Below are 23,268 nucleotides of genomic sequence, written 5' to 3'. Positions count from 1 at the left end.
CCCGCGCAGCACGACGGCCCGGCCCCCTCTCGGGGACCGGGCCGTCGTCGTGGGTGCTGTCCGGCGCGTCAGCCGTGCTCGACGGCCCGCCGGGCGTCGGCGTTGAGCACGCCCCAGGCGATGAACTCGTCGCACAGGGTCGTGGCCGGCACGTCGTAGATGACGGCCAGCGTGCGCAGGTCGTCGGCGCGGATCGACAGGACCCGGCCGTTGTAGTCGCCGCGCTGGGACTGGATGGTCTTCGCGTAGCGGTCGAGGGGGCCGGCCTTCTCGGCGGGCACCTCCTGGAGGCGCTCGAGGTCGAGCACGAGCCGCGGCGGCGGCTCGGAGCTGCCCTGCGGGGCGCCCTCGGGGAGCAGTGCCGAGACGGGGACCCCGTAGAAGTCCGCGAGCTCAGCGAGCCGCTGGACGGTCACCGCACGGTCGCCGCGTTCGTAGGACCCGACGACGACGGCCTTCCACCGTCCCTCGGACTTCTCTTCGACGCCGTGCAGGGACAGCCCCTGTTGAGTACGGATCGCGCGGAGGCGCGATCCGAGTGCGCGGGAGTAGTCCGATGCCATGCCGAGAATCGTCACGGAGCGTGAACACCTTCGTCAAGCTGACCTGCCGTCCTGCACCCTCTTCTTTGGAATCTCCACCCTCTCGGCACCACGGGCATTACTCCTTGTGAGCGCTTGACCCCACAACGACAGCGGTGGGACCGGTCCGACCCCTCGCCGCCGGCCGGTGGCCCCTCCTGTAGGGTCGGAGTGCCCGCCGCGCCCGTCCCCACGGGCGCTCCGGCGGTGCAGACGTCCTTTAAGGATCCGTCCCGTGAGGCGGGGAAGGAGGTCGCTGTGAGTGCTGCCCAGGACCAGGCAGACCCGCCCGAGCAGGGCCGGGTGCTCCTCGAGGGAGCCGACGTCCAGCGGGCCGTGACGCGCATCGCGCACGAGCTGCTGGAGAGCAACAAGGGAGCGGACGACCTCGTCCTGCTCGGCATCCCGCGCCGCGGCGTGCCGCTGGCGCGCCGGCTGGCCCAGCGCCTGACCGAGGTCGAGGGCTCGCACGTGCCCGCCGGTGCGCTGGACATCACGATGTACCGCGACGACCTGCGCCGGCACCCCACCCGCGAGCTGTCGCCGACCGAGCTGCCGCCGGGCGGCATCGACGACAAGGTCGTCGTGCTCGTCGACGACGTCCTCTACTCCGGGCGCACGATCCGCGCCGCGCTGGACGCGCTCAACGACTTCGGCCGCCCCCGGGTGGTGCGCCTGGCCGTCCTCGTCGACCGCGGCCACCGCGAGCTGCCGATCCGCGCCGACCACGTCGGTAAGAACCTGCCCACCTCCTCCAGCGAGCGCGTGCGCGTGCTGCTGGAGGAGCTCGACGGCCGCGACGCGGTCGTCATCACCGCCGGCGGCGCCGGCGGCACCGGCGGGGGGAGCCGGTGATGCGCCACCTGCTGTCCGCGGCCGACCTCGACGCCGCCGCCGCCGTGCGGGTGCTGGACGTGGCCGAGGAGATGGCCGCCACCCAGCGCCGGGAGATCAAGAAGCTGCCCACGCTGCGCGGGCGCACCGTGGTCAACCTCTTCTTCGAGGACTCCACCCGCACCCGCACCTCCTTCGAGGCCGCGGCCAAGCGGCTGTCGGCCGACGTCATCAACTTCTCCGCCAAGGGCTCCAGCGTCTCCAAGGGCGAGAGCCTGAAGGACACCGCCCTGACCCTGGAGGCCATGGGCGCCGACGCGGTCGTCGTCCGCCACGGCGCCTCGGGCGCCCCGCACCGCCTCGCGCACGCGGGCTGGACGCGCGGCGCCGTCGTCAACGCCGGCGACGGCACCCACGAGCACCCCACCCAGGCGCTGCTGGACGCGTACACGATGCGCAAGCACCTGCGCGGCGGCACCGGGGACCTGGACGGGGTCCGCGTGGTCGTCGTCGGCGACGTCCTGCACTCGCGGGTGGCGCGCTCCAACGTGCTGCTGCTGCACACCCTCGGCGCGCACGTCACGCTCGTGGCCCCGCCGACGCTGCTGCCCGTCGGGGTCGAGGCCTGGCCGTGCGCGGTCTCGCACGACCTCGACGCCGCCCTGGCCGCCGTCGCCCCCGACGCGGTGATGATGCTGCGCGTGCAGGCCGAGCGGATGGACGCCTCGAAGGGCTCGTTCTTCCCCTCCGCGCGCGAGTACAGCCGCCGCTACGGCCTGGGCCGCCAGCGCCTGGCCGCGCTGGGCGCGCGGACGATCGTCATGCACCCCGGCCCGATGAACCGCGGGCTGGAGATCTCCGCCGACGCCGCGGACTCGGCCCGCTCCACCATCGTCGAGCAGGTCGGCAACGGCGTCGCGGTGCGCATGGCGGTGCTGTACCTGTTGCTGGCCGGCGAGCTCCCGGGAGGGGACGCGTGAGCACCACCACCCTGATCAGGCAGGCGCGGCCGCTCGGCGGCGAGCCGACCGACCTGCTGCTGCGCGACGGCGAGATCGCCGCCGTCGGGCAGGGGCTGAGCGCCGAGGGCGCCGAGGTCGTCGACGCCGCCGGGCTCATCGCCCTGCCCGGCCTGGTCGACCTGCACACCCACCTGCGCGAACCCGGCCGCGAGGACGCCGAGACCGTCGAGTCCGGCACCCGCGCCGCGGCCCTGGGCGGCTACACCGCGGTGTTCGCGATGGCCAACACCTTCCCCGTGGCCGACACCGCCGGCGTCGTCGAGCAGGTCCAGCGCCTCGGCGAGGCGGCCGGCCACGCCGACGTGCGCCCGGTCGGCGCCGTGACGGTGGGCCTGCGCGGCGAGCAGCTGGCCGAGCTCGGCGCGATGGCCGACTCCGCCGCGGGCGTGCGGGTCTTCTCCGACGACGGTCACTGCGTCTCCGACGCCGTCCTCATGCGCCGCGCGCTGGAGTACGTCAAGGCCTTCGACGGGGTGATCGCCCAGCACGCCCAGGAACCGCGGCTGACCGAGGGCGCGCAGATGAACGAGGGCACCGTCTCCGCGGTCCTCGGGCTGCGCGGCTGGCCCAGCGTCGCCGAGGAGGCGGTCATCGCCCGCGACGTGCTGCTCGCCGACCACGTCGGCTCCCGGCTGCACGTGTGCCACCTGTCGACCGCGGGCTCCGTCGAGATCGTCCGGTGGGCCAAGCAGCGCGGGGTGCAGGTCACCGCCGAGGTCACCCCGCACCACCTGCTGCTCACCGACGAGCTCGTGCGCGGCTACGACCCCGTCTACAAGGTCAACCCGCCGCTGCGCACGCAGGCCGACGTCGAGGCGGTCCGCGAGGGCCTGGCCGACGGCACCATCGACGTCGTCGCCACCGACCACGCCCCGCACCCGGTGGAGGCCAAGGACTGCGAGTGGGCCGCCGCGGCGATGGGCATGACCGGCCTGGAGACCGCGCTGTCGGTGGTCCAGCACGCGATGGTGGACACCGGGCTGCTGGACTGGGCGCAGGTCGCCGACCGCATGTCGACCGCCCCGGCCCGCATCGGCCGCCTGGACGGGCACGGCCGGCCGCTGGTGGCGGGCAGCCCCGCCAACCTCGTCCTGCTGGACCCGGCCGCCCGCTGGGAGGTCGACCCGGCCGCGATGGCCACCGCCGGGCGCAACTCCCCCTTCCGGGGCATGCAGCTGCCCGGCCGGGTCGTGGCGACGTACCTGCGCGGGCGCGCCACCGCCTCCGGCTCCCGCCCGGGCGGGAGCGCCGGCGCATGAGGGTCCTCGCGGTGGTCCTCCTCGTCCTGGTGCTGCTGCTGCTGTGGCGGATGATGTTCATGGGCTACCGCGGGCGCGCGCTGCGCCAGCGCCAGGAACTGCCCCGCCCGATCGGCTCGCGGGACTGGAAGGCGATGCGCGAGGCCGTGGAGGGCGTCTACGTCTCCACGACCGACGCGGAGAACTCCCTGGACCGCATCGCCGCCCACGGCCTGGGCACCCGCAGCGCCGTCGCCGTCGGGTTCCTGCCCGAGGGCATCGGCTTCCTGCGCGAGGGCGCCCGCTCGTTCGTGGTCCCGCTCGCCGACGTCGTCGGCGTCGGGCACGGCCCGGGCATGGTCGGCAAGTGGATGGGCAGGGGAGACGGCCTGCTCGTCCTGCGCTGGAAGCTCGGCGGCCGCGTCGTCGACACCGGGGTGAAGCCCCGGCGCGCCGCGGACGGCCCCCGGTTCGCCGCCCAGGTGGAGGACCTGCTGCGCGAGAGGCGACGCGCGGTCGAGAACGACAAGGACAACCCCAACGACCCCGGAGGTGAGCGGTGAGCGCCCGCGTCCCCGCAGTGCTCGTCCTGGAGGACGGCCGGACGTTCCGCGGCGAGGCCTACGGCCGCGTCGGCGAGACCGTCGGCGAGGCAGTCTTCTCCACCGGCATGACCGGCTACCAGGAGACCCTCACCGACCCCAGCTACCACCGTCAGGTGGTCGTCATGACGGCCCCGCACGTGGGCAACACCGGCTACAACGACGAGGACCAGGAGTCCTCGCGCATCTGGGTCGCCGGCTACGTCGTGCGCGACCCCGCGCGCATCCCCTCGAGCTGGCGCTCGCGGCGCACCCTGGCCGAGGAGCTCGACGCGCAGGGCGTCGTCGGCATCTCCGGCGTCGACACCCGGGCGCTGACCCGGCACCTGCGCGAGCGCGGCGCCATGAGGGTCGGCGTCTTCTCCGGGCCGGCTGCCGCCCGCGGCGAGGCCGAGCTGCTGGAGGCGGTGCGCAGCGCCCCCGCGATGGAGGGCACCGACCTGGCCTCCCTGGTCTCCACGCCCGAGGCCTACGTCGTGCCCGCCGTCGGCGAGCGCCGCTTCTCGGTCGCGGCCGTGGACCTGGGCATCAAGTCGATGACCCCGCAGCGCCTGGCCGAGCGCGGCGTCGAGGTGACCGTGCTGCCCTCCACCGCCTCGCTGGAGCAGGTCCTGGCCGCCGGCCCGGACGGCTCCGCCCCCGACGGGGTGTTCTTCTCCAACGGCCCCGGCGACCCGGCCGCCGCCACGCACGAGATCGAGGTGCTGCAGGGGGTGCTGGAGCGCAGGATCCCCTTCTTCGGCATCTGCTACGGCAACCAGCTGCTGGGCCGCGCGCTGGGCTACGGCACCTACAAGCTCAAGTACGGCCACCGCGGGATCAACCAGCCCGTCATGGACCTGGCCACCCGCAAGGTCGAGGTGACCGCGCACAACCACGGCTTCGCCGTCGACGGCAGGGCCGGCGAGGTCCGCGACACCCCCTACGGGCGCGCCGAGGTCAGCCACGTCGGGCTCAACGACGGCGTGGTGGAGGGGCTGCGCTGCCTGGACGTCCCCGCCTTCAGCGTGCAGTACCACCCCGAGGCCGCCGCCGGCCCGCACGACGCCGGCTACCTGTTCGACCGGTTCGTCGACCTCATGAGCGGCACCCCCGCCGCGCAGCTCGTCGACACGACCGGCGCCACCGACACCACCGAGGAGAACGCCTGATGCCCCGCCGGTCCGACATCTCCTCGGTCCTCGTCATCGGCTCCGGCCCCATCGTCATCGGCCAGGCCGCGGAGTTCGACTACTCCGGCACCCAGGCGTGCCGGGTGCTCAAGGCCGAGGGCCTGCGCGTGGTCCTGGTCAACTCCAACCCGGCGACGATCATGACGGACCCGGAGATGGCCGACGCCACCTACGTCGAGCCCATCACCCCCGCCACCGTCGAGGCGATCATCGCCAAGGAGAAGCCCGACGCGCTGCTGGCCACCCTGGGCGGGCAGACCGCGCTGAACACCGCGATCGCGCTGTTCGAGTCCGGGGTGCTGGCCGAGCACGGCGTCGAGCTCATCGGCGCCGACGTCGACGCCATCAAGCTCGGCGAGGACCGGCTGCTGTTCAAGGGCGTCGTCGAGCGCTGCGGCGCCGAGTCCGCCCGCAGCCACCTGTGCCACTCGATGGAGGAGGTCCTGGCCGCGGCCGGCGACCTCGGCTACCCCGTCGTCGTGCGCCCCAGCTTCACCATGGGCGGGCTGGGCTCCGGCTTCGCCTACGACGAGCAGGACCTGCGCCGCATCGCCGGGCAGGGCCTGCACCACTCCCCGGTCACCGAGGTCCTCCTGGAGGAGTCGATCCTGGGGTGGAAGGAGTACGAGCTCGAGCTCATGCGCGACCGCGCCGACAACGTCGTGGTCGTCTGCTCGATCGAGAACTTCGACCCGATGGGCGTGCACACCGGCGACTCCATCACCGTCGCGCCGGCGATGACCCTCACCGACCGCGAGTACCAGCGGATGCGCGACATCGGCATCGCCGTCATCCGCGAGGTCGGCGTGGACACCGGCGGCTGCAACATCCAGTTCGCGGTCAACCCCGCCGACGGGCGCATCATCGTCATCGAGATGAACCCGCGGGTCTCGCGCTCCTCGGCGCTGGCCTCCAAGGCCACCGGGTTCCCGATCGCCAAGATCGCCGCGCGCCTGGCCGTGGGCTACACCCTCGACGAGATCCCCAACGACATCACCCGCTCCACGCCCGCCAGCTTCGAGCCGACGCTGGACTACGTCGTCGTCAAGGTCCCGCGCTTCGCCTTCGAGAAGTTCCCCGCCGCCGACACCACGCTCACCACGACGATGAAGAGCGTCGGCGAGGCGATGGCCCTGGGGCGCAACTTCACCGAGGCCCTGCAGAAGGCCCTGCGCAGCACCGAGAAGCGCGGTGCCTCCTTCAGCTGGGTGGGCGACCCGGGGGACCGGGCCGACCTGCTGCGCCGCGCGGCCCGTCCCACCGACGAGCGCATCGGGCTGGTCATGCAGGCCATCCGCGCCGGCGCCACCCCCGAGGAGCTGTTCGAGTCCACGAGGATCGACCCCTGGTTCCTGGACCAGCTCTTCCTCATCGACGAGATCGCCGTCGAGGTCCGCGAGTCCGACGAGCTGACCCCGGAGCTGCTGCGCCACGCCAAGCGGCACGGGTTCTCCGACGCGCAGATCGGCGAGCTGCGGCACCTGCCGGAGGCCGTGGTGCGCGGGGTGCGCCACGCCCTGGGGGTGCGGCCGGTCTACAAGACCGTCGACACCTGCGCCGCCGAGTTCGCGGCCAGCACGCCGTACCACTACTCCAGCTACGACGAGGAGGACGAGACCCGCCCGCGCGAGAAGCCGGCCATCGTCATCCTCGGCTCGGGCCCCAACCGCATCGGCCAGGGCGTCGAGTTCGACTACTCCTGCGTGCACGCCAGCTTCGCGCTGCGCGAGGCCGGCTTCGAGACCGTCATGGTCAACTGCAACCCGGAGACGGTCTCCACCGACTACGACACCTCCGACCGGCTGTACTTCGAGCCGCTGACGCTCGAGGACGTCCTGGAGGTCGTGGACGCCGAGACGCGCTGCGGTCCGGTCGCCGGCGTCATCGTCCAGCTGGGCGGGCAGACCCCGCTGGGGCTGGCGGCGGCGCTGGCCGAGGCCGGGGTCCCGGTCATCGGCACCTCCCCGCAGGCCATCGACCTCGCCGAGGAGCGCGGGGCCTTCGGCCGCGTGCTGGAGCAGGCCGGGCTGGTGGCCCCCAAGCACGGCACCGCGGCCTCCTTCCCGGAGGCCCGGGCCATCGCCGCCGGGATCGGCTACCCGGTCCTGGTGCGGCCCAGCTACGTCCTCGGCGGTCGCGGCATGCAGATCGTCTACGACGAGCCGAGCCTGGAGGAGTACATGGCGACGGCGACGGAGGTCTCGCCCGAGCGCCCCGTCCTCGTCGACCGCTTCCTCGACGACGCCGTGGAGATCGACGTCGACGCCCTCTTCGACGGCGAGGAGATGTACCTCGGCGGGATCATGGAGCACATCGAGGAGGCCGGCATCCACTCCGGCGACTCCGCGTGCGTCATCCCGCCGGCCACGCTGGGGCGCGCGGAGCTGGAGCGCGTGCGCACCGCGACCGAGGCGATCGCCCGCGGTGTCGGGGTGCGGGGGCTGCTCAACGTCCAGTTCGCCCTGGCCGCGGACATCCTCTACGTCCTGGAGGCCAACCCGCGCGCCTCGCGCACCGTCCCGTTCGTCTCCAAGGCCACCGGCGTGCCGCTGGCCAAGGCCGCGGCCCGGTTGATGGCGGGCACGCCCATCCGCCAGCTGCGCGCGGAGGGGCTGCTGCCCGCCCGCGGCGACGGGGGGGTGCTGCCGGTGGAGGCGCCGGTGTCGGTGAAGGAGGCCGTGCTGCCCTTCGCCCGCTTCCGCACCGCCGACGGGCAGGTCGTGGACTCCCTGCTCGGGCCGGAGATGCGCTCCACCGGTGAGGTCATGGGCATCGACGTCGACTTCCCGACGGCGTTCGGCAAGTCGCAGACCGCCGCCTACGGCGGCCTGCCGGTGCGGGGCACGGCGTTCATCTCCGTCGCCGACCGCGACAAGCGCGCGATGATCTTCCCGGTCAAGCGGCTGGCCGACCTCGGCTTCACCCTGCTGGCCACCCAGGGGACCGCCGACGTGCTGCGGCGCAACGGCATCCCGTCCACGGTGGTGCGCAAGCTGTCGCAGGGCACCAGCGAGGACGGCGAGCCGACGATCGTCGGGCGCATCGGCGCCGGTGAGGTGGCGATGGTCGTCAACACCCCCTCCGGCCACCTGGCCCGCGCCGACGGTTACGAGATCCGCGCCGCGGCGACCGCCGTGGGGGCGCCCATCATCACCACGGTGCAGGAGCTGTCGGCCGCCGTGCAGGCCATCGAGGCCCAGCGCGCCGGCGGCGGCCTGAACGTCGCCTCCCTGCAGGAGCACACCGCGGTCCTGGCCGCGGCGTGGGACGGGTTCCGGGCGTGAGCGACGCCGCGGGCGCGCGCTTCGGCGCGCGCCTGGCGGCGGCGGTCGCCGCGCACGGTCCGCTGTGCGCGGGCATCGACCCGCACCCGCCGCTGCTGGCGGCCTGGGGCCTGCCCGACGACGCCGCCGGCGTGGAGCGCTTCGGGCGCACCGTCGTCGAGGCGCTCGCCGGGCACGTGGCCTGCGTCAAGCCGCAGGCGGCCTTCTTCGAGCGGCACGGCTCGCGGGGCGTGGCAGCCCTGGAGCGGGTGGTCGCCGACGCCCGCGCCGCGGGGCTGCTGACGATCGTCGACGCCAAGCGCGGTGACATCGGCTCCACGATGGCCGCCTACGCCGACGCCTTCGCCGGCGACTCCCCGCTGGCGGGGGACGCCGTGACCGTCTCCCCGTACCTGGGCTTCGGCTCGCTGCGCCCGGTCCTGGACGTGGCCGCCGCCCACGGGCGCGGGGTGTTCGTGCTGGCCCTCACCTCCAACCCCGAGGGCGCCGCCGTCCAGCACGCCGCCGGTGCCGACGGCCGGTCGGTGGCCCGCGCCGTCGCAGAGGCGGCGGCCGCCGAGAACGCCGGCGCCCGGCCGTCCGGTGACGTCGGCCTCGTCGTCGGCGCCACCACCGGCAGCGCCGTCACCGACCTGGGCATCGACCTGGCCGCGGTCAACGGCCCGCTGCTGGCGCCCGGGATCGGGGCCCAGGGCGCGACCGCGGAGGACCTGCGGCGGGTCTTCGGCGACGCCCGCCGGCTCGTGCTGGCCGCCAGCTCCCGCGAGGTGCTGCAGGCGGGCCCGGACGCCGCCGCGCTGCGCGGGGCGGCCCGCCGCTCCGCGGACGCGCTGCGCGCCGCCCTCGGCGACTGACTCCCGCGCGGCGGCTCGCGGCCGGCCGGCGGGCGGGCCAGGATGGATCCGCCGCGACGGCGCGGCGAGCGGGTGGAGGGCGTGGTTGGGCAGATTGCGCAGTGCCGGAGGCCCAGGTGAGGCAGGACTCACCTGATCGGCCTTCTGTAACAACTGTGTGACGAGGGCCGGGCGGATTTGGGAAGCACTTCGCCATCGCCTAGCGTCTGCCAGCGCACGACCGAGCACGACCACCGCTGGAAGCTGGACCGGAGCCGGAACGAGGACGCAGATGTCGCCCGAGATGCACGAGAAGTCGCCCGAGCGCGCGGCTGAGCAGCACCCCACCCGCCGTGCCTTCACCATCGCCTCCGTGGCGGCGGCGGGCCTGGCCACCCTCGGCGCCTGCGCCGAGAGCGAGCGCGACGACGAGCAGGGCAGCGGCGAGGGCGGCGGCAGCACCCACGACACCTTCGTCTTCGGCGGGGCGTCCGACCCCGACTCCCTCGACCCGGCGTTCGCCTCCGACGGGGAGACCTTCCGCGTCAGCCGGCAGATCTTCGAGGGCCTGGTCTCCACCGAGCCCGGCACCACCGAGCTCGCCCCGTCGCTGGCCACGGAGTGGACCTCCTCCGACGACGGCCTCAGCTACACCTTCACGCTGCAGGAGGGGGTCACCTTCTCCAACGGCAAGCCCTTCGACGCCGCCGCCGTCGTGGCCAACTTCGAGCGCTGGTACAACCTGCGCGGCATCGCCCAGGGCGAGGACCTGGCGTACTACTACCGCTCGATCTTCCGCGGCTTCAAGACCAACGACGACCCGCAGCTGACCACCTCGCTGTACGCGGGCTCGACCGCGAACCCCGACGGCACCGTCACGGTGAACCTCACCGCCCCCTTCGCCGGGTTCCTCGCCGCCCTCACGCTGCCCGCCTTCGCGATGCAGGAGACCGGGGCCGTCGAGGCCGGCGGCGGCAACGGCGCCGACGGCAGCGACCCGCGCCAGAGCGCCTACGCCACCGGCGGCCCGGTGGGCACCGGCCCGTTCGTCTTCGACTCCTGGGAGCGCGGTCAGCAGATCACGCTCAAGCGCAACGAGGACTACTGGGGCGAGAAGGCGAAGGTCGCCACGGCCGTCGTCCGGTTCATCTCCGACGGCGCCGCGCGCCGCCAGGCGCTGCAGAACGGCGACATCGACGGCTACGACCTCGTCGCCCCGGCGGACGTGGCCACGCTCGAGGGCGACGGCTTCCAGATCCAGAACCGCCCCGCCTTCAACATCCTCTACCTGGGCATCAACCAGGCCCTGCCGCCGCTGAACGACCTCAAGGTGCGGCAGGCGATCGCCCACGCGATCGACAAGGAGGCGGTCGTCAAGAACGCGCTGCCCGAGGGCACCGAGGTCGCCACCCAGTTCATGCCGAGCAACGTCATCGGCTACAACGAGGACGTCACGACGTACGAGTACGACGTCGACCGCGCCAAGTCGCTGCTCGCCGAGGCGGGGCAGGCCAACCTGACGATCCCGTTCAACTACCCGACGGGCGTCTCCCGGCCGTACATGCCCAACCCGGAGACGATCTACAACGCCATCTCCCAGCAGCTGTCCGCGGCCGGCATCACCGTCACCCCGGTGGCCGAGCAGTGGAGCCCCAACTACCTGGACACCGTGCAGGGCGGCGCGAACCACGGCCTGCACCTGCTCGGCTGGACCGGCGACTACAACGACCCGGACAACTTCATCGGCGTCTTCTTCGGCGCGCAGACCAACGAGTGGGGCTTCAACGACCCCGGTCTGTTCGAGGCGCTGGCCGCCGCTCGCACGGTGACCAGCGAGCAGGAGCAGGAGACCGCCTACCAGGACATCAACGAGCAGATCATGACGCTGCTGCCGGGTGTCCCGATCGCCAGCCCCGTGCCCTCGCTGGCGTTCGCGGCGGGCGTCGACGGCTACACCGCGAGCCCGGTCCAGGACGAGGTGTGGAACACCGTCACGGTCGCCGACGCCTGATGCCCGAACCCTCGCGGCACCGGCAGGGCGGTGCGGCGTGCTGACGCTCGTCGTGCGCCGCCTCGCCCTGCTGGTGCTCGTCCTCTTCGGCCTGTCCCTGCTGCTGTTCGCCTGGGTGCGCGCGCTGCCCGGCGACCCGGCCCGCGCCCTGCTGGGGGAGAAGGCGACGCCCGCGGGCATCGCCGCCGTCAACGAGCGCTACGGCTTCGACCAGCCGGTGTGGCAGCAGTACGTCACCTACCTCGGCCAGATCGTGCGCGGTGACTTCGGCGCCTCGATCAACACCGGCGAACCGGTGGTCACCACGTTCTTCGAGCGCTTCCCCGCGACCATCGAGCTCTCGCTCGCCGCGCTGGTGCTCGCGATCGTGCTGGGCATCCCGCTGGGCTACCTCGCCGCCCGCCGGCGCGGCGGCTGGCTGGACAACCTCGTCGTCGGCGGTTCGCTGCTCGGCGTCGTGGTGCCGGTGTTCTTCCTCGCCGTGCTGCTGAAGTACCTGCTGGCGATCCAGCTCGGCCTGTTCCCCACCTCCGGGCGCCAGGACGCGCGCATCGACGCCACGCACGTGACGAACTTCTACGTCCTGGACGGGCTGCTCACCCGCGAGTGGGACGCCTCCTGGGACGCCCTGGTGCACCTGGTGCTGCCGGCGATCGCGCTCGGCTCGATCCCGCTGGCCATCATCGTGCGCATCACCCGTGCCTCGGTGCTCGACGTGCTCTCCGACGACCACGTGCGCACGGCCGAGGCCAAGGGCCTCTCCCGCGCGGTCATCAGCCGCCGCCACGTGCTGCGCAACGCGCTGCTGCCGGTGTCGACGACGCTGGGCCTGCAGGCGGGGGCGCTGCTGTCGGGGGCGGTGCTCACCGAGACGGTGTTCTCCATCAACGGCATCGGCAGCTACCTGTTCGACGCGGTGACCCAGCTGGACTACCCGGTGCTGCAGGGGTTCATCCTCTTCATCGCCGTCGTCTACGCGCTGGTGAACCTCGTCGTCGACATCAGCTACGGGGTCATCGACCCGAGGGTGAGGGTGTCATGACGGCGCTGGACGCGCTGACCCCGCAAGCGCCGCCGCCGGCGGAGGCCACCGGCGGCGGGGGCGTCGGCCCGTGGCGCTCGGCGTGGCGGCGGCTGCGCCGCAACCCCGCCGGGATCGTCGGGGCGCTCGTCGTGCTGGCGTTCGTGCTCGTGGCGGTGCTCGCGCCGCTGCTGGCGCCCTACCGGCCGGCGACCTCGGAGTGGTTCGGGCAGGTGACGCCCACCTCGGTGCCCGGCCCCAGCGACGAGCACCCCCTCGGCCTGGACTCCTACGGCTCGGACCTGCTGACGCAGCTGATCTACGGCGCGCGCTCCTCGCTGGTCATCGGCGTGGTCTCCACCGCCGTCGGCCTGGCCGTCGGGGCCCTGCTCGGCGTCCTCGCCGGCGGGATCGGCGGCTGGGTCGACACCGTGGTCATGCGCGTGGTCGACGTGCTGCTGTCCATCCCCTCGCTGCTGCTGGCGGTGAGCGTGGCCGCGCTGCTCGGCCGCAGCCCGGTCTCGATCATGCTGGCGATCTCGGCGGCCCAGGTGCCGATCTTCGCCCGGCTGCTGCGCGCCTCGCTGCTGGCCCAGCGCGGGCAGGACTACGTCGTCGCGCTGAAGTCGCTGGGCCTGCGCCAGCGGCGCATCGTCGTCGGGCACATGCTGCCCAACTCCCTGGGACCGGTGCTCGTGCAGGCGACGCTGACGCTGGCGACGGCCGTCATCGAGGTCGCGGCGCTGAGCTTCCTCGGCCTCGGCGACCCGAACCCCGCCGTCGCCGAGTGGGGGCGGATGCTCGTCACCGCCCAGGACCGCCTCGACCAGGCGCCGTGGCTGGCGCTGTACCCGGGCATCGCCATCGCCGTGACCGCGCTGGGTTTCACCCTGCTCGGCGAGGCCCTGCGCGAAGCCCTCGACCCCCGCAGCGGACGGTGACCTGAGTGAGCCTGCTCGACGTCGAGGACCTGAGGGTCCGCTTCCAGCGCAAGGGGCAACCCGCCACGACGGCCGTGGACGGGGTGTCGTTCTCCGTGGACGCCGGCGAGGTCGTCGGCCTGGTCGGGGAGTCCGGCTGCGGCAAGTCCGTCACCTCGCTGGCGGTCATGGGCCTGCTGCCGCGGCGCGGCACGCGGGTCAGCGGATCGGTGCGCTTCGACGGCACCGACCTGCTGGCCCTGCCGCCGGCCGAGCTCGCCCGCCGCCGCGGCCGCGACCTGGCGATGGTCTTCCAGGACCCCATGACCTCGCTGAACCCGGTCCTCACCCTGGGTCGGCAGATCACCGAGGTGCTGCGCGCGCACACCGACCTCGACCGCGCCGCGGCGAAGAAGGAGGCCGTGGAACTGCTCGGGCGGGTCGGCATCCCCGACCCGCGCCGGCGGGCGGGGGAGTTCCCGCACCAGCTCTCCGGCGGCATGCGCCAGCGCGTGCTCATCGCGATCGCCCTGGCCTGCTCGCCGCGCCTGATCATCGCCGACGAGCCCACGACGGCGCTGGACGTGACGATCCAGGCGCAGGTGCTGGACCTGCTCACCACGCTGGTGCGCGAGTCGGGCACGGCGATGGTCCTCATCACCCACGACCTCGGCGTCGTCGCCGGCACCTGCGACCGCGTCAACGTCCTGTACGCCGGGCGCGTCGTGGAGTCCGCCCCGCGCGCGGAGCTGTTCGCCGCGCCCCGGCACCGCTACACGCAGGGCCTGCTCGCGGCGGTGCCGCGCGTGGACGCCCCCGAGGGGACCCCGCTGCACCCGGTGCGCGGATCGGTCAACGACCGGCTGGCCTGGGAGGTCGGCTGCGCCTTCGCCCCGCGCTGCGCGCACGCCGACCAGGCCTGCCGGGTCCCCGACATCGAACTCAGCGGGCCGCGGCCCGAGCACACGGCGCGGTGCGTGCACCCGGCCGGAACCCCCGTGGAGGTGGCGTGATGGCGGGAGCCCGATCCGCGAAGGCGGCAGCCCCCGGCGCGGGCGCCGACGCCCCGCTGCTGTCGGTGCGCGGTCTGGAGGTGCACTACCCGATCAGGACCGGGATCCTGCAGCGCACCGTCGGCGCCGTGCGGGCCGTCGACGGCGTCGACCTCGACGTCCCCCGCGGCACCACCTACGGCCTCGTCGGGGAGTCCGGCTGCGGCAAGTCCACCCTCGGGCGGGCGGTGCTGCGCCTGACCGAACCCACCGCGGGGTCGGTGACGATCGGCGGCACCGACCTGCTGGCGCTCGGCGGCGAGCAGCTGCGCCGCGAGCGCCGCCGGATGCAGATGGTCTTCCAGGACCCGCTGGCCAGCCTGGACCCGCGCCAGACCGTCGAGAGCGCCCTGCTCGAACCGCTCGCGGTGCACCGGGTGGAGGGCGGCCCGTCGGCGTGGCGGGCGCGGGTGCGCGGGCTGCTGGACCGCGTCGGGCTGCCCTCGGGCGCGGGGGCCAAGTACCCGCACGAGTTCTCCGGCGGTCAGCGCCAGCGCGTGGGCATCGCCCGCGCGCTCGTGCTGGACCCCGACCTGCTGGTGGCCGACGAGCCCGTCTCCGCCCTCGACGTGTCCGTGCAGGCGCAGGTGCTCGTGCTGCTGGAGGAGCTGCAGCGCGACCTGGGCCTGACCTACCTCGTCATCGCCCACGACCTCGCGGTCGTCAAGCACGTCTCGAGCACCGTGGGCGTCATGTACCTGGGCGCGCTCGTGGAGGAGGGCACCAGCTCCGGGCTGTACGCGCGGCCGCTGCACCCCTACACGCGGGCGCTGCTGTCGGCGGCGCCGGTGCCCGACCCCGTCGCCGAGGCGGGCCGGGAGCGGATCCTGCTCACCGGCGACCTGCCCAGCCCGGCGGACCCGCCCTCGGGCTGCCGCTTCCGCACCCGCTGCCCCTGGGTGCAGCCCACCCGCTGCGCCGACGAGCGCCCGCTGCTGCGGGTCGTGGACGGGCACCCGCCGACGCAGAAGGTGGCCTGCCACTGGGCCGAGGACATCGAGGCGGGCCGCCTGCAGCCGCGCGAGTCCGCCCGCTCGGCCGCCCCGGCGGCCTGAGGAGCAGGCCCGTCCCCCCGCCGCGCCCGGCCCCCGGGCCCGCGGCGGCGGAGGACCCCCGCCGTTGCCGCTGGTGCAGGTGGGTCGCTAGGTTCTGCGAAACCGTGATGCTCCACCGATCCGCTGCCCGAGCGGACGAACCCCCGTGGGACCAACCGAGGTGAGACCGTGGCTCTGCCGCCCCTGACCGCCGAACAGCGCGCCGCTGCGCTCGAGAAGGCGGCCGCCGCCCGTCGTGAACGGGCCGAGGTGAAGAACCGCCTCAAGTACGCCGGCGGGAGCCTGGAGGAGGTCATCAAGGAGGGCCAGGAGAACGAGGTCCTCGGCAAGATGAAGGTCTCGGCGCTGCTGGAGTCCCTGCCCAACGTCGGCAAGGTCCGCGCCCGCCAGATCATGGAGGAGATCGGGATCTCGGAGTCGCGGCGCGTGCGGGGCCTGGGCGCGCACCAGATCGCCGCGCTCGTCGACCGCTTCGGCACGGCCGGGAGCGCGTCCTGAGCACCTCGCAGTCCCCCGCAGGACCCCCGGCGCAGCCTGGGGGCGAGCCGGCCCGGCTCACCGTCCTGGCCGGCCCCACCGCCGTCGGCAAGGGCACCGTCTCCGCCGACCTGCGCCGGCGCTACCCGCAGGTGTGGATCTCGGTCTCGGCCACCACCCGCCCGCAGCGGCCCGGTGAGGTCGACGGCGTGCACTACCACTTCGTGACCGAGGAGGTCTTCGACGGCTACGTCGAGCGCGGGGAGCTGCTGGAGTGGGCCCGCGTGCACGGCCGGCACCGCTACGGCACCCCCCGCCGCCCCGTCGAGGAGGTCCTGGCCTCCGGGCGCCCCGCGCTGCTGGAGATCGACCTCGCCGGCGCGCGGCAGGTGCGCGCGGCGATGCCCCAGGCGCGCTTCGTCTTCCTCGCCCCGCCCAGCTGGGAGGAGCTGGTGCGCCGGCTGGTGGGCCGCGGGACCGAGACCGAGGAGGAGCGCGAGCGCCGGCTGGCGACCGCGCGCGTCGAGCTGGCGGCCGAACCGGAGTTCGACGTGACCATCTACAACGACGACGTCCGGCGCGCGACCGACGAGCTCGTAGGATGGATGGGTCTGCCCGCCTCCTGACGGGCCGTCCGACCGGGCCCACCGGCCCGCGGAGCACCGCACACCGAACCGAGGAGACACACCGTGGCTGGAACCGTCGCGTCGCCCGAGGGCATCACCAACCCGCCCATCGACGACCTGCTGACGGCTGCCGACTCCAAGTACGCGCTGGTCATCTACGCGGCCAAGCGCGCCCGGCAGATCAACGCCTACTACTCCCAGCTCGGCGAGGGCCTGCTGGAGTACGTCGGCCCGCTCGTCGAGACCCACGTGCAGGAGAAGGCCCTGTCGGTGGCCATGCGCGAGATCAACGAGGGGCTGCTGACCTCCGAGCCCATCGAGCAGTGACGCGCGCGCGGTGAGCGGAGGCACCACCCCCCGGCCCCGGGTCGTCCTCGGGGTCGCCGGCGGCATCGCGGCCTACAAGGCCGCGCTGCTGCTGCGCGAGCTGTCCGAGTCCGGGCACGAGGTCACCGTCGTGCCCACGGCGGCCTCCGAGCACTTCGTCGGCCGCGCCACCTGGGAGGCGCTGTCCGGCAAGCCGGTGGCCACCGACGTGTGGAGCCGCGCCGACGAGGTGCCGCACGTGCGGCTGGGACGGCACGCCGACCTCGTCGTCGTGGCGCCGGCGACGGCCGACCTGCTGGCGCGCGCCGCGCACGGCCTGGCCGACGACCTGCTGACCAACGTGCTGCTCACGGCCACCTGCCCGGTGCTGCTGGTGCCCGCGATGCACACCGAGATGTGGCTGCACCCGGCCGTGCAGGACAACGTCGCGCTGCTGCGCTCGCGCGGCGCCACCGTGCTGGAGCCGGCCTCCGGGCGGCTGACCGGCGCCGACACCGGCCCCGGCCGCATGCCCGAGCCGGCCGAGGTCGCCGCCGCCTGCCGGCGGCTGCTCGGCTCCGGCGCCCGCCGCCGCGACCTGGCCGGGCGCCGCGTCGTCGTCTCCGCCGGCGGCACCCGCGAACCGCTGGACCCGGTGCGCTTCCTCGGCAACCGCTCCTCCGGCCGGCAGGGCGTCGCCCTGGCCGCCGCGGCCGCGGCCCGGGGCGCCGACGTCGTCCTCGTCGCCGCCCACCTGGAGGTGCCGGCCCCGGCCGGCGTGCGGCTCGTGGCAGTCGGCACCGCCCGTGAGCTGGCGCAGGCCGTGCAGCAGCACGCCGGCGAGGCCGACGCCGTCGTCATGGCGGCCGCCGTCGCCGACTTCCGGCCCGCCACCCGCAGCGCCGCGAAGATCAAGAAGACCGACGACCCGGCCGAGGACCCGGTCGTCGTGCTCGAGCGCAACCCCGACGTCCTCGCCTCGCTCGTGGCCGCCCGCGCCGGCGCCCGCTCGCCGGTGCTGGTCGGCTTCGCCGCCGAGACCGGCGACGCGAGCGGCACCGTCCTCGAGCACGGCCGCGCCAAGCTGGCCCGCAAGGGCTGCGACCTGCTCGTGCTCAACGAGGTCGGCGAGGGCAGGGGGTTCGCGACCGCGACCAACGCCGTCGTCCTGCTGAGCGCCGACGGCGGCGAGCGCGAGGTGCCCGAGGCGAGCAAGGACGTGGTCGCCGACGCCGTCCTGGACGCCGTGGTGCCTATGCTGGCGCCCGCTCCCGGCACGCCGGCGGCGAGCGCCCCGACCCCTCCCCAGACTGGAGCCCCGTGACCACCCCGCTGCGCCTGTTCACCTCCGAGTCGGTCACGGAAGGTCACCCCGACAAGATCTGCGACCAGATCTCCGACGGCGTCCTCGACGCGCTGCTCGCGCAGGACCCGCGCAGCCGCGTCGCGGTGGAGACGATGGTGACCACCGGGCTGGTCCACGTCGCCGGCGAGGTGACCACCGAGGCCTACGCCGACATCCCGACCATCGTGCGCCAGACGCTGCTGGGCATCGGCTACGACTCCTCCGCCAAGGGCTTCGACGGGCGCACCTGCGGCGTCGAGGTGAGCATCGGCTCGCAGTCGCCCGACATCGCCCAGGGCGTCGACGAGGCGTGGGAGAACCGCCAGGCCGGCGGCGGCGCGGACCCGCTGGACCTGCAGGGCGCCGGCGACCAGGGCCTGATGTTCGGCTACGCCTGCGACGACACCCCCGAGCTGATGCCGCTGCCCATCCACCTCGCGCACCGGCTGTCGCAGCGCCTGAGCGAGGTGCGCAAGACCGGTGAGGTGCCCTACCTGCGCCCGGACGGCAAGACGCAGGTGACCATCGGCTACGACGGCGACAAGGCCGCCACCCTGGACACCGTCGTGCTCTCCACCCAGCACGAGCCCGACGTCGACCTCGTCAAGACGCTCACCCCCGACGTGCGCCGGCACGTCATCGAGCCCGTCCTGGAGGGGCTGGACCTCGACACCTCCGACATCCGGCTGCTGGTCAACCCCACCGGCCGCTTCGAGATCGGCGGCCCGATGGGCGACGCCGGCCTCACCGGCCGCAAGATCATCGTGGACACCTACGGCGGCATGGCCCGCCACGGCGGCGGCGCCTTCTCCGGCAAGGACCCCTCCAAGGTGGACCGCTCCGCCGCGTACGCGATGCGCTGGGTCGCCAAGAACGTCGTCGCCGCGGGCCTGGCCACGCGCTGCGAGGTGCAGGTCGCCTACGCCATCGGCAAGGCGCACCCCGTGGGCCTGTACGTGGAGACCTTCGGCACCGAGCGGGTGGCCCTGGCGCGCATCGAGCACGCCATCCGCGAGGTCTTCGACCTGCGCCCGGCCGCCATCGTGCGCGACCTGGACCTGCTGCAGCCGATCTACGCGCCGACCGCGGCGTACGGGCACTTCGGCCGGGAGCTGCCCTCCTTCACCTGGGAGCGCACCGACCGGGTGGACGCGCTGCGCGCCGCGACGGGTTCCTGAGCACCCCCGACGACGGCCGGCCCCCGCTGGAGGAGCCGGCCGGCGCGCAGGCCGGCGCGCAGGCCGCCGTGAAGGAGGCCGCGAAGCGGGCGCGGCCGAAGAAGGCGCTGGAGGGCCTGGCCGGCTCCGACCCCGTCGCCCGCGTGCTCGTCACCACGCAGCTGCCGCACCTGGACCGCCCCTTCGACTACCTCGTCCCGGCGTCGATGGAGCACACCGCCGAACCCGGCCGGCTGGTGCGCGTGCCGTTCGCCGGCACCGACGCGGAGGGCTTCGTCCTGGAGCGGCTGGCCGCCAGCGACCACCCCGGCCGCCTGGCCCGGCTGCGCCGGGTGGTCTCCGGGCTGCCGGTGCTCAGCCCGCAGGTGCTGGAGCTGTGCCGGCAGGTGGCGCAGGAGTACGCCGGGACGCTGTCCGACGTGGTGCGCCTGGCCGTGCCCGGCCGGCACGCCGGCGCCGAGGAGGCCGTCCTGCGCGCCGAGCCCGTCGTGCACGAGCGGCTGCAGCCGGCCGCGGACACCGCCGGCTGGGAGCGGCACGCCGCGGGCCCGGCCTTCCTGGCCCACGTCGCCGGTGGCGGCTCCCCGCGCGCGGTGGCCACGTTCGCGCCCGGCACCGACCCCTTCGAGGCGCTCGCCGTCGCCGCGCGCGCCGCGCTGGCCTCCGGGCGCACCGCCCTGCTCGTCGTGCCCGACCACCGCGACCTGGACCGGCTGGCGGGTGCGCTGGCGCGGCGGGTGCCCGAGGGCGGCTGGGTGCGCCTGGAGGCCGAGGCCGGTCCCGCCGCCCGCTACACCGCCTTCTGCGAGGCCCTCACCGGCCGCGCCCGCATCGTCGCGGGCACCCGCGCGGCGGTGTTCGCCCCGCTGCCCAACCTCGGCCTGGTCGCCGTCCTCGACGACGGCGACGACTCGCACGCCGAGCAGCGCGCGCCCTACCCGCACGCGCGGGAGGTCGCGGTGCTGCGCGCGCAGCAGACCGGCGCGGCCGCCCTGCTCGCGGGGCGGGTGCGCACCGCCGAGGGGCAGCTGCTGCTGGAGTCCGGCTGGGCGCGCGCCGTCGTCGCCGGCCGGGAGGTGGTGCGCGCCCGCTCCCCGCGCGTGCTCGTCGCCGGCACCACCGGCCCGGACGCCCAGGACCCGCTGGCCGCCGCCGCCCGGCTGCCCGGCGACGGCTGGCGGGTGCTGCGCGAGGCGGTGCGCCGCGGACCCGTGCTCGTGCAGGTCCCGCGCACCGGCTACGTGCCGACGCTGGCGTGCCAGACCTGCCGGGAACCGGCCCGCTGCACCTCCTGCCACGGCCCGCTGGCGCTGCCGGACGCCGGTGAGCGCGCCGCCTGCCGCTGGTGCGGGCGGCCCGCCACCGACTGGGCGTGCCCGAACTGCGGGGACGGGCGCTTCCGCGCCGTCGTCACCGGTGCGCGCCGCACCGCCGAGGAGCTGGGCCGCGCCTTCCCCGGTGTCGACGTGCGCACCTCCGGCGGCTCCCGCGTGCTGGACACCGTCCCGGCGCTGCCCTCGCTGGTCATCTGCACCCCCGGCGCCGAACCCGTCGTCGAACCCGTCGCCGAGGGGGCGCGCGGGCAGCGGGAGGGCGGGCGGCAGGAGGGCGGGCAGGAGGGCGGGTACGCGGCGGCGCTGCTGCTGGACGGGTGGGCGCTGCTGGCCCGCCCGGACCTGCGCGCCCAGGAGGAGGCGTTCCGCCGCTGGACCTCGGCGGCGGCGCTGGTGCGGCCGGCCTCGGCCGGTGGCGCGGTCGTCGTCGTCGCCGACCCGCAGGTGCCGGCCGTGCAGGCGCTGGTGCGCTGGGACCCGGCCGGGTTCGCCGAGCGGGAGCTGGCCCAGCGCCGCGAGCTGGACCTGCCGCCCGCGGCCCGCTTCGCCGGACTCATCGGCGCCGTCCCCGACGTCGACGCCTTCGTCGAGGCCCTGCCGCCGCTGGAGGGGCTGCGGGTGCTCGGCCCCATCCCGGTGCCCGAGCGCCCCGGGCAGGCGCCCGCGGTGCGCACCGTGCTGCGGGTGCCGCGCGAGCGCTCCGCGGCGCTGGCGGCGGGGCTCAAGGACGTCGTCGCCGGGCGCAGCGTGCGCAAGCTGCCGGTGGTGCGGGTGCGGGTGGACCCCCTGCAGATCGGCTGAGCGGGGCGGCGGGGGAGCGGCCGGGGGAGCGGCGGGACGCTCCCGACGGGCGCGCGGGCCGGGTCGGGGGAAGCATCGGAGGCGTGGAACACCGACACCTCGGCCGCTCCGGCCTGAAGATCTCCGAGATCACCTACGGCAACTGGCTCACCCACGGCTCCCAGGTGGAGAACGAGGCCGCCCTGGCCTGCGTGCGGGAGGCGCTGGAGGTGGGCATCACCACCTTCGACACCGCCGACGTCTACGCCAACACCGCCGCCGAGACCGTCCTGGGCGCGGCCCTGAAGGGCCAGCGGCGCGAGTCGCTGGAGATCCTCACCAAGGTCTTCGGCCCCATCGGGCCCAAGGGCCCCAACGACACCGGCCTGTCGCGCAAGCACGTCCTGGAGGCGTGCGAGGGATCGCTGCGCCGGCTGGGCACCGACCACATCGACCTCTACCAGGCGCACCGCTACGACTACGCGACGCCGCTGGAGGAGACGATGCAGGCGTTCGCCGACCTCGTGCGGGCGGGCAAGGTCCTCTACGTGGGCGTCAGCGAGTGGACGGCCGAGCAGCTGCGCGCCGGGCACGAGCTGGCCGGGCAGCTGGGCTTCCAGCTCATCTCCAACCAGCCGCAGTACTCGATGCTGTGGCGGGTCATCGAGGGCGAGGTCGTCCCGACCTCCCGCGAGCTGGGGATCTCCCAGGTCGTCTGGTCGCCCATCGCCCAGGGCGTGCTCACCGGCAAGTACGCGCCCGGCGGGAAGCCGCCGGAGGGCTCGCGCGCCACCGACGCCAAGGGCGGCGCGAAGATGATCGAGCGCTGGATGCGCGACGACGTCCTCTCCCGCGTGCAGGAGCTGAAGCCGGTCGCCGCCGACCTGGGGATGTCCATGGCCCAGCTCGCGGTGGCGTGGGTGCTGCAGAACGACAACGTGGCCACCGCGATCATCGGCGCCTCCCGGCCCGAGCAGGTGCGCGACAACGCCGGCGCCGCCGGCAGGACGATCCCCGCCGAGGCGCTCGCGCGCATCGACGAGGTCCTCGGCGACGTCGTCGAGCGGGACCCGGCCAGGACGCTGGAGAGCTCGCCCAAGCAGCGCGAGGTCTGAGAGCGGCCCGGTGTCCCGCAGGGCCCGCGGGACACCGGGGCTCAGGACTCCCGGTCGGGGCGCGGCACCGGGGTGAAGGCCCGGGTCTCCCACGCCGACCACGGGGCCAGCGAGCCGCGCCGGTCCCCGGAGCCCCGCGGCGGCACCGCCGCGGCGGGACGGGGGGCGACCGCCCGCACCGCCGGCACCGCGCGGGTGCGCGGGCCGCGCAGCACGAGCTCGGCGGCGGCGCCGAGCACGGCCGAGAGCATGAGGATCCAGCCCACCGCCCTCACGTCGACGACCTCGAGGTCGAGGTGGACGGCGAAGGCCAGGACCGCACCGGTGGTGAGCAGGCAGCAGCTGTTCCCGAGACGCACCCCGGCAGCCTCGACCGGCGCGGGGGCCGCGGTGGTGCGCCGCTCACCCGCCCGTCGCAGCCGCCTCCCCCGCGAGGGGGAGCAGGACCACGCGGAGCCACCACCCGTCACGGGTGGTGGCTC

Annotated in this window: 21 protein-coding genes; 19 read left to right on the top strand and 2 right to left on the bottom strand. The window is 74.7% G+C overall.

Translation table 11 applies throughout. The features are described 5' to 3' along the window. Nucleotides 1–68: 68 nt before the first annotated feature. Complete coding sequence (gene bldD, locus ACRYM2_RS17890; RefSeq protein WP_106206055.1) at nucleotides 69–563, bottom strand: transcriptional regulator BldD; 495 nt, start codon at nucleotides 561–563, stop codon at nucleotides 69–71. A gap of 276 nt (nucleotides 564–839) precedes the next feature. On the opposite strand from bldD, the gene pyrR reads away from it, so the two are divergent. From pyrR to ACRYM2_RS17795, 19 genes are all read left to right on the top strand, one after another. Next, the gene (gene pyrR, locus ACRYM2_RS17885) at nucleotides 840–1,436 is read left to right on the top strand and encodes a bifunctional pyr operon transcriptional regulator/uracil phosphoribosyltransferase PyrR (protein ID WP_432523785.1); all 597 of its coding nucleotides are present in this window, start codon (nucleotides 840–842) and stop codon (nucleotides 1,434–1,436) included. Beyond that, on the top strand, nucleotides 1,436–2,395 hold the full coding sequence (locus ACRYM2_RS17880; protein WP_432523784.1) for an aspartate carbamoyltransferase catalytic subunit: 960 nt from the start codon (nucleotides 1,436–1,438) through the stop codon (nucleotides 2,393–2,395). Before pyrR ends, ACRYM2_RS17880 begins: the two co-directional genes overlap by 1 nt. Further along, entirely contained in the window at nucleotides 2,392–3,696 is a 1,305-nt protein-coding gene (locus tag ACRYM2_RS17875) for a dihydroorotase (RefSeq protein ID WP_432523783.1), read from the top strand. The genes ACRYM2_RS17880 and ACRYM2_RS17875 overlap by 4 nt, the downstream gene beginning before the upstream one ends. Then, nucleotides 3,693–4,238: a PH-like domain-containing protein gene (locus tag ACRYM2_RS17870; protein WP_432523782.1), complete on the top strand. Its 546-nt coding sequence runs from the start codon at nucleotides 3,693–3,695 to the stop codon at nucleotides 4,236–4,238. Before ACRYM2_RS17875 ends, ACRYM2_RS17870 begins: the two co-directional genes overlap by 4 nt. Next, complete coding sequence (gene carA, locus ACRYM2_RS17865; protein ID WP_432523781.1) at nucleotides 4,235–5,428, top strand: glutamine-hydrolyzing carbamoyl-phosphate synthase small subunit; 1,194 nt, start codon at nucleotides 4,235–4,237, stop codon at nucleotides 5,426–5,428. The genes ACRYM2_RS17870 and carA overlap by 4 nt, the downstream gene beginning before the upstream one ends. Next, entirely contained in the window at nucleotides 5,428–8,733 is a 3,306-nt protein-coding gene (carB, locus tag ACRYM2_RS17860; RefSeq protein WP_432523780.1) for a carbamoyl-phosphate synthase large subunit, read from the top strand. Before carA ends, carB begins: the two co-directional genes overlap by 1 nt. Next, nucleotides 8,730–9,587 carry an orotidine-5'-phosphate decarboxylase gene (gene pyrF / locus ACRYM2_RS17855; protein WP_432523779.1) on the top strand — a complete coding sequence of 286 codons (858 nt, stop codon included), beginning with the start codon at nucleotides 8,730–8,732 and terminating at the stop codon, nucleotides 9,585–9,587. The genes carB and pyrF overlap by 4 nt, the downstream gene beginning before the upstream one ends. Nucleotides 9,588–9,858: 271 nt before the next feature. Next, entirely contained in the window at nucleotides 9,859–11,577 is a 1,719-nt protein-coding gene (locus ACRYM2_RS17850; protein ID WP_432523778.1) for an ABC transporter substrate-binding protein, read from the top strand. A gap of 37 nt (nucleotides 11,578–11,614) precedes the next feature. Beyond that, nucleotides 11,615–12,619 (top strand): ABC transporter permease, encoded by a 1,005-nt coding sequence (locus tag ACRYM2_RS17845; protein WP_432523777.1) that lies wholly within the window; start codon nucleotides 11,615–11,617, stop codon nucleotides 12,617–12,619. Next, nucleotides 12,616–13,539, top strand: a complete 924-nt coding sequence (locus ACRYM2_RS17840; RefSeq protein ID WP_432523776.1) for an ABC transporter permease — start codon at nucleotides 12,616–12,618, stop codon at nucleotides 13,537–13,539. Before ACRYM2_RS17845 ends, ACRYM2_RS17840 begins: the two co-directional genes overlap by 4 nt. A 5-nt stretch (nucleotides 13,540–13,544) precedes the next feature. Beyond that, complete coding sequence (locus ACRYM2_RS17835; protein ID WP_432523775.1) at nucleotides 13,545–14,531, top strand: ABC transporter ATP-binding protein; 987 nt, start codon at nucleotides 13,545–13,547, stop codon at nucleotides 14,529–14,531. Next, nucleotides 14,531–15,625 (top strand): ABC transporter ATP-binding protein, encoded by a 1,095-nt coding sequence (locus tag ACRYM2_RS17830; protein WP_432523774.1) that lies wholly within the window; start codon nucleotides 14,531–14,533, stop codon nucleotides 15,623–15,625. Before ACRYM2_RS17835 ends, ACRYM2_RS17830 begins: the two co-directional genes overlap by 1 nt. Nucleotides 15,626–15,793: 168 nt before the next feature. Next, nucleotides 15,794–16,123 carry an integration host factor, actinobacterial type gene (mihF, locus tag ACRYM2_RS17825; RefSeq protein ID WP_166616646.1) on the top strand — a complete coding sequence of 110 codons (330 nt, stop codon included), beginning with the start codon at nucleotides 15,794–15,796 and terminating at the stop codon, nucleotides 16,121–16,123. A gap of 65 nt (nucleotides 16,124–16,188) precedes the next feature. Further along, a complete protein-coding gene (gmk, locus tag ACRYM2_RS17820) occupies nucleotides 16,189–16,728 on the top strand; it encodes a guanylate kinase (RefSeq protein ID WP_432523786.1) in 540 nt (179 codons plus the stop codon). Between the two features lie 63 nt (nucleotides 16,729–16,791). Beyond that, on the top strand, nucleotides 16,792–17,055 hold the full coding sequence (gene rpoZ / locus ACRYM2_RS17815; protein ID WP_166616645.1) for a DNA-directed RNA polymerase subunit omega: 264 nt from the start codon (nucleotides 16,792–16,794) through the stop codon (nucleotides 17,053–17,055). A 10-nt stretch (nucleotides 17,056–17,065) separates the two neighbouring features. Continuing rightward, the gene (coaBC, locus tag ACRYM2_RS17810) at nucleotides 17,066–18,358 is read left to right on the top strand and encodes a bifunctional phosphopantothenoylcysteine decarboxylase/phosphopantothenate--cysteine ligase CoaBC (protein ID WP_432523773.1); all 1,293 of its coding nucleotides are present in this window, start codon (nucleotides 17,066–17,068) and stop codon (nucleotides 18,356–18,358) included. Next, nucleotides 18,355–19,557 (top strand): methionine adenosyltransferase, encoded by a 1,203-nt coding sequence (gene metK, locus ACRYM2_RS17805; RefSeq protein WP_432523772.1) that lies wholly within the window; start codon nucleotides 18,355–18,357, stop codon nucleotides 19,555–19,557. The genes coaBC and metK overlap by 4 nt, the downstream gene beginning before the upstream one ends. Nucleotides 19,558–19,625: 68 nt before the next feature. Further along, nucleotides 19,626–21,692, top strand: a complete 2,067-nt coding sequence (locus ACRYM2_RS17800) for a primosomal protein N' (protein ID WP_432523771.1) — start codon at nucleotides 19,626–19,628, stop codon at nucleotides 21,690–21,692. An 83-nt stretch (nucleotides 21,693–21,775) separates the two neighbouring features. Beyond that, complete coding sequence (locus ACRYM2_RS17795; RefSeq protein WP_432523770.1) at nucleotides 21,776–22,786, top strand: aldo/keto reductase family protein; 1,011 nt, start codon at nucleotides 21,776–21,778, stop codon at nucleotides 22,784–22,786. 41 nt (nucleotides 22,787–22,827) lie between these two features. Here ACRYM2_RS17795 and ACRYM2_RS17790 read toward each other — a convergent pair whose 3' ends face one another. Continuing rightward, complete coding sequence (locus ACRYM2_RS17790; RefSeq protein ID WP_432523769.1) at nucleotides 22,828–23,145, bottom strand: hypothetical protein; 318 nt, start codon at nucleotides 23,143–23,145, stop codon at nucleotides 22,828–22,830. Between the last annotated feature and the right edge of the window lie 123 nt (nucleotides 23,146–23,268).

Origin of the sequence: Kineococcus aridisoli, from assembly GCF_050871885.1 — a bacterium.
Classification (GTDB): Bacteria; Actinomycetota; Actinomycetes; order Actinomycetales; family Kineococcaceae; genus Kineococcus.
This window is presented reverse-complemented; position numbering and strand designations above follow the sequence as displayed.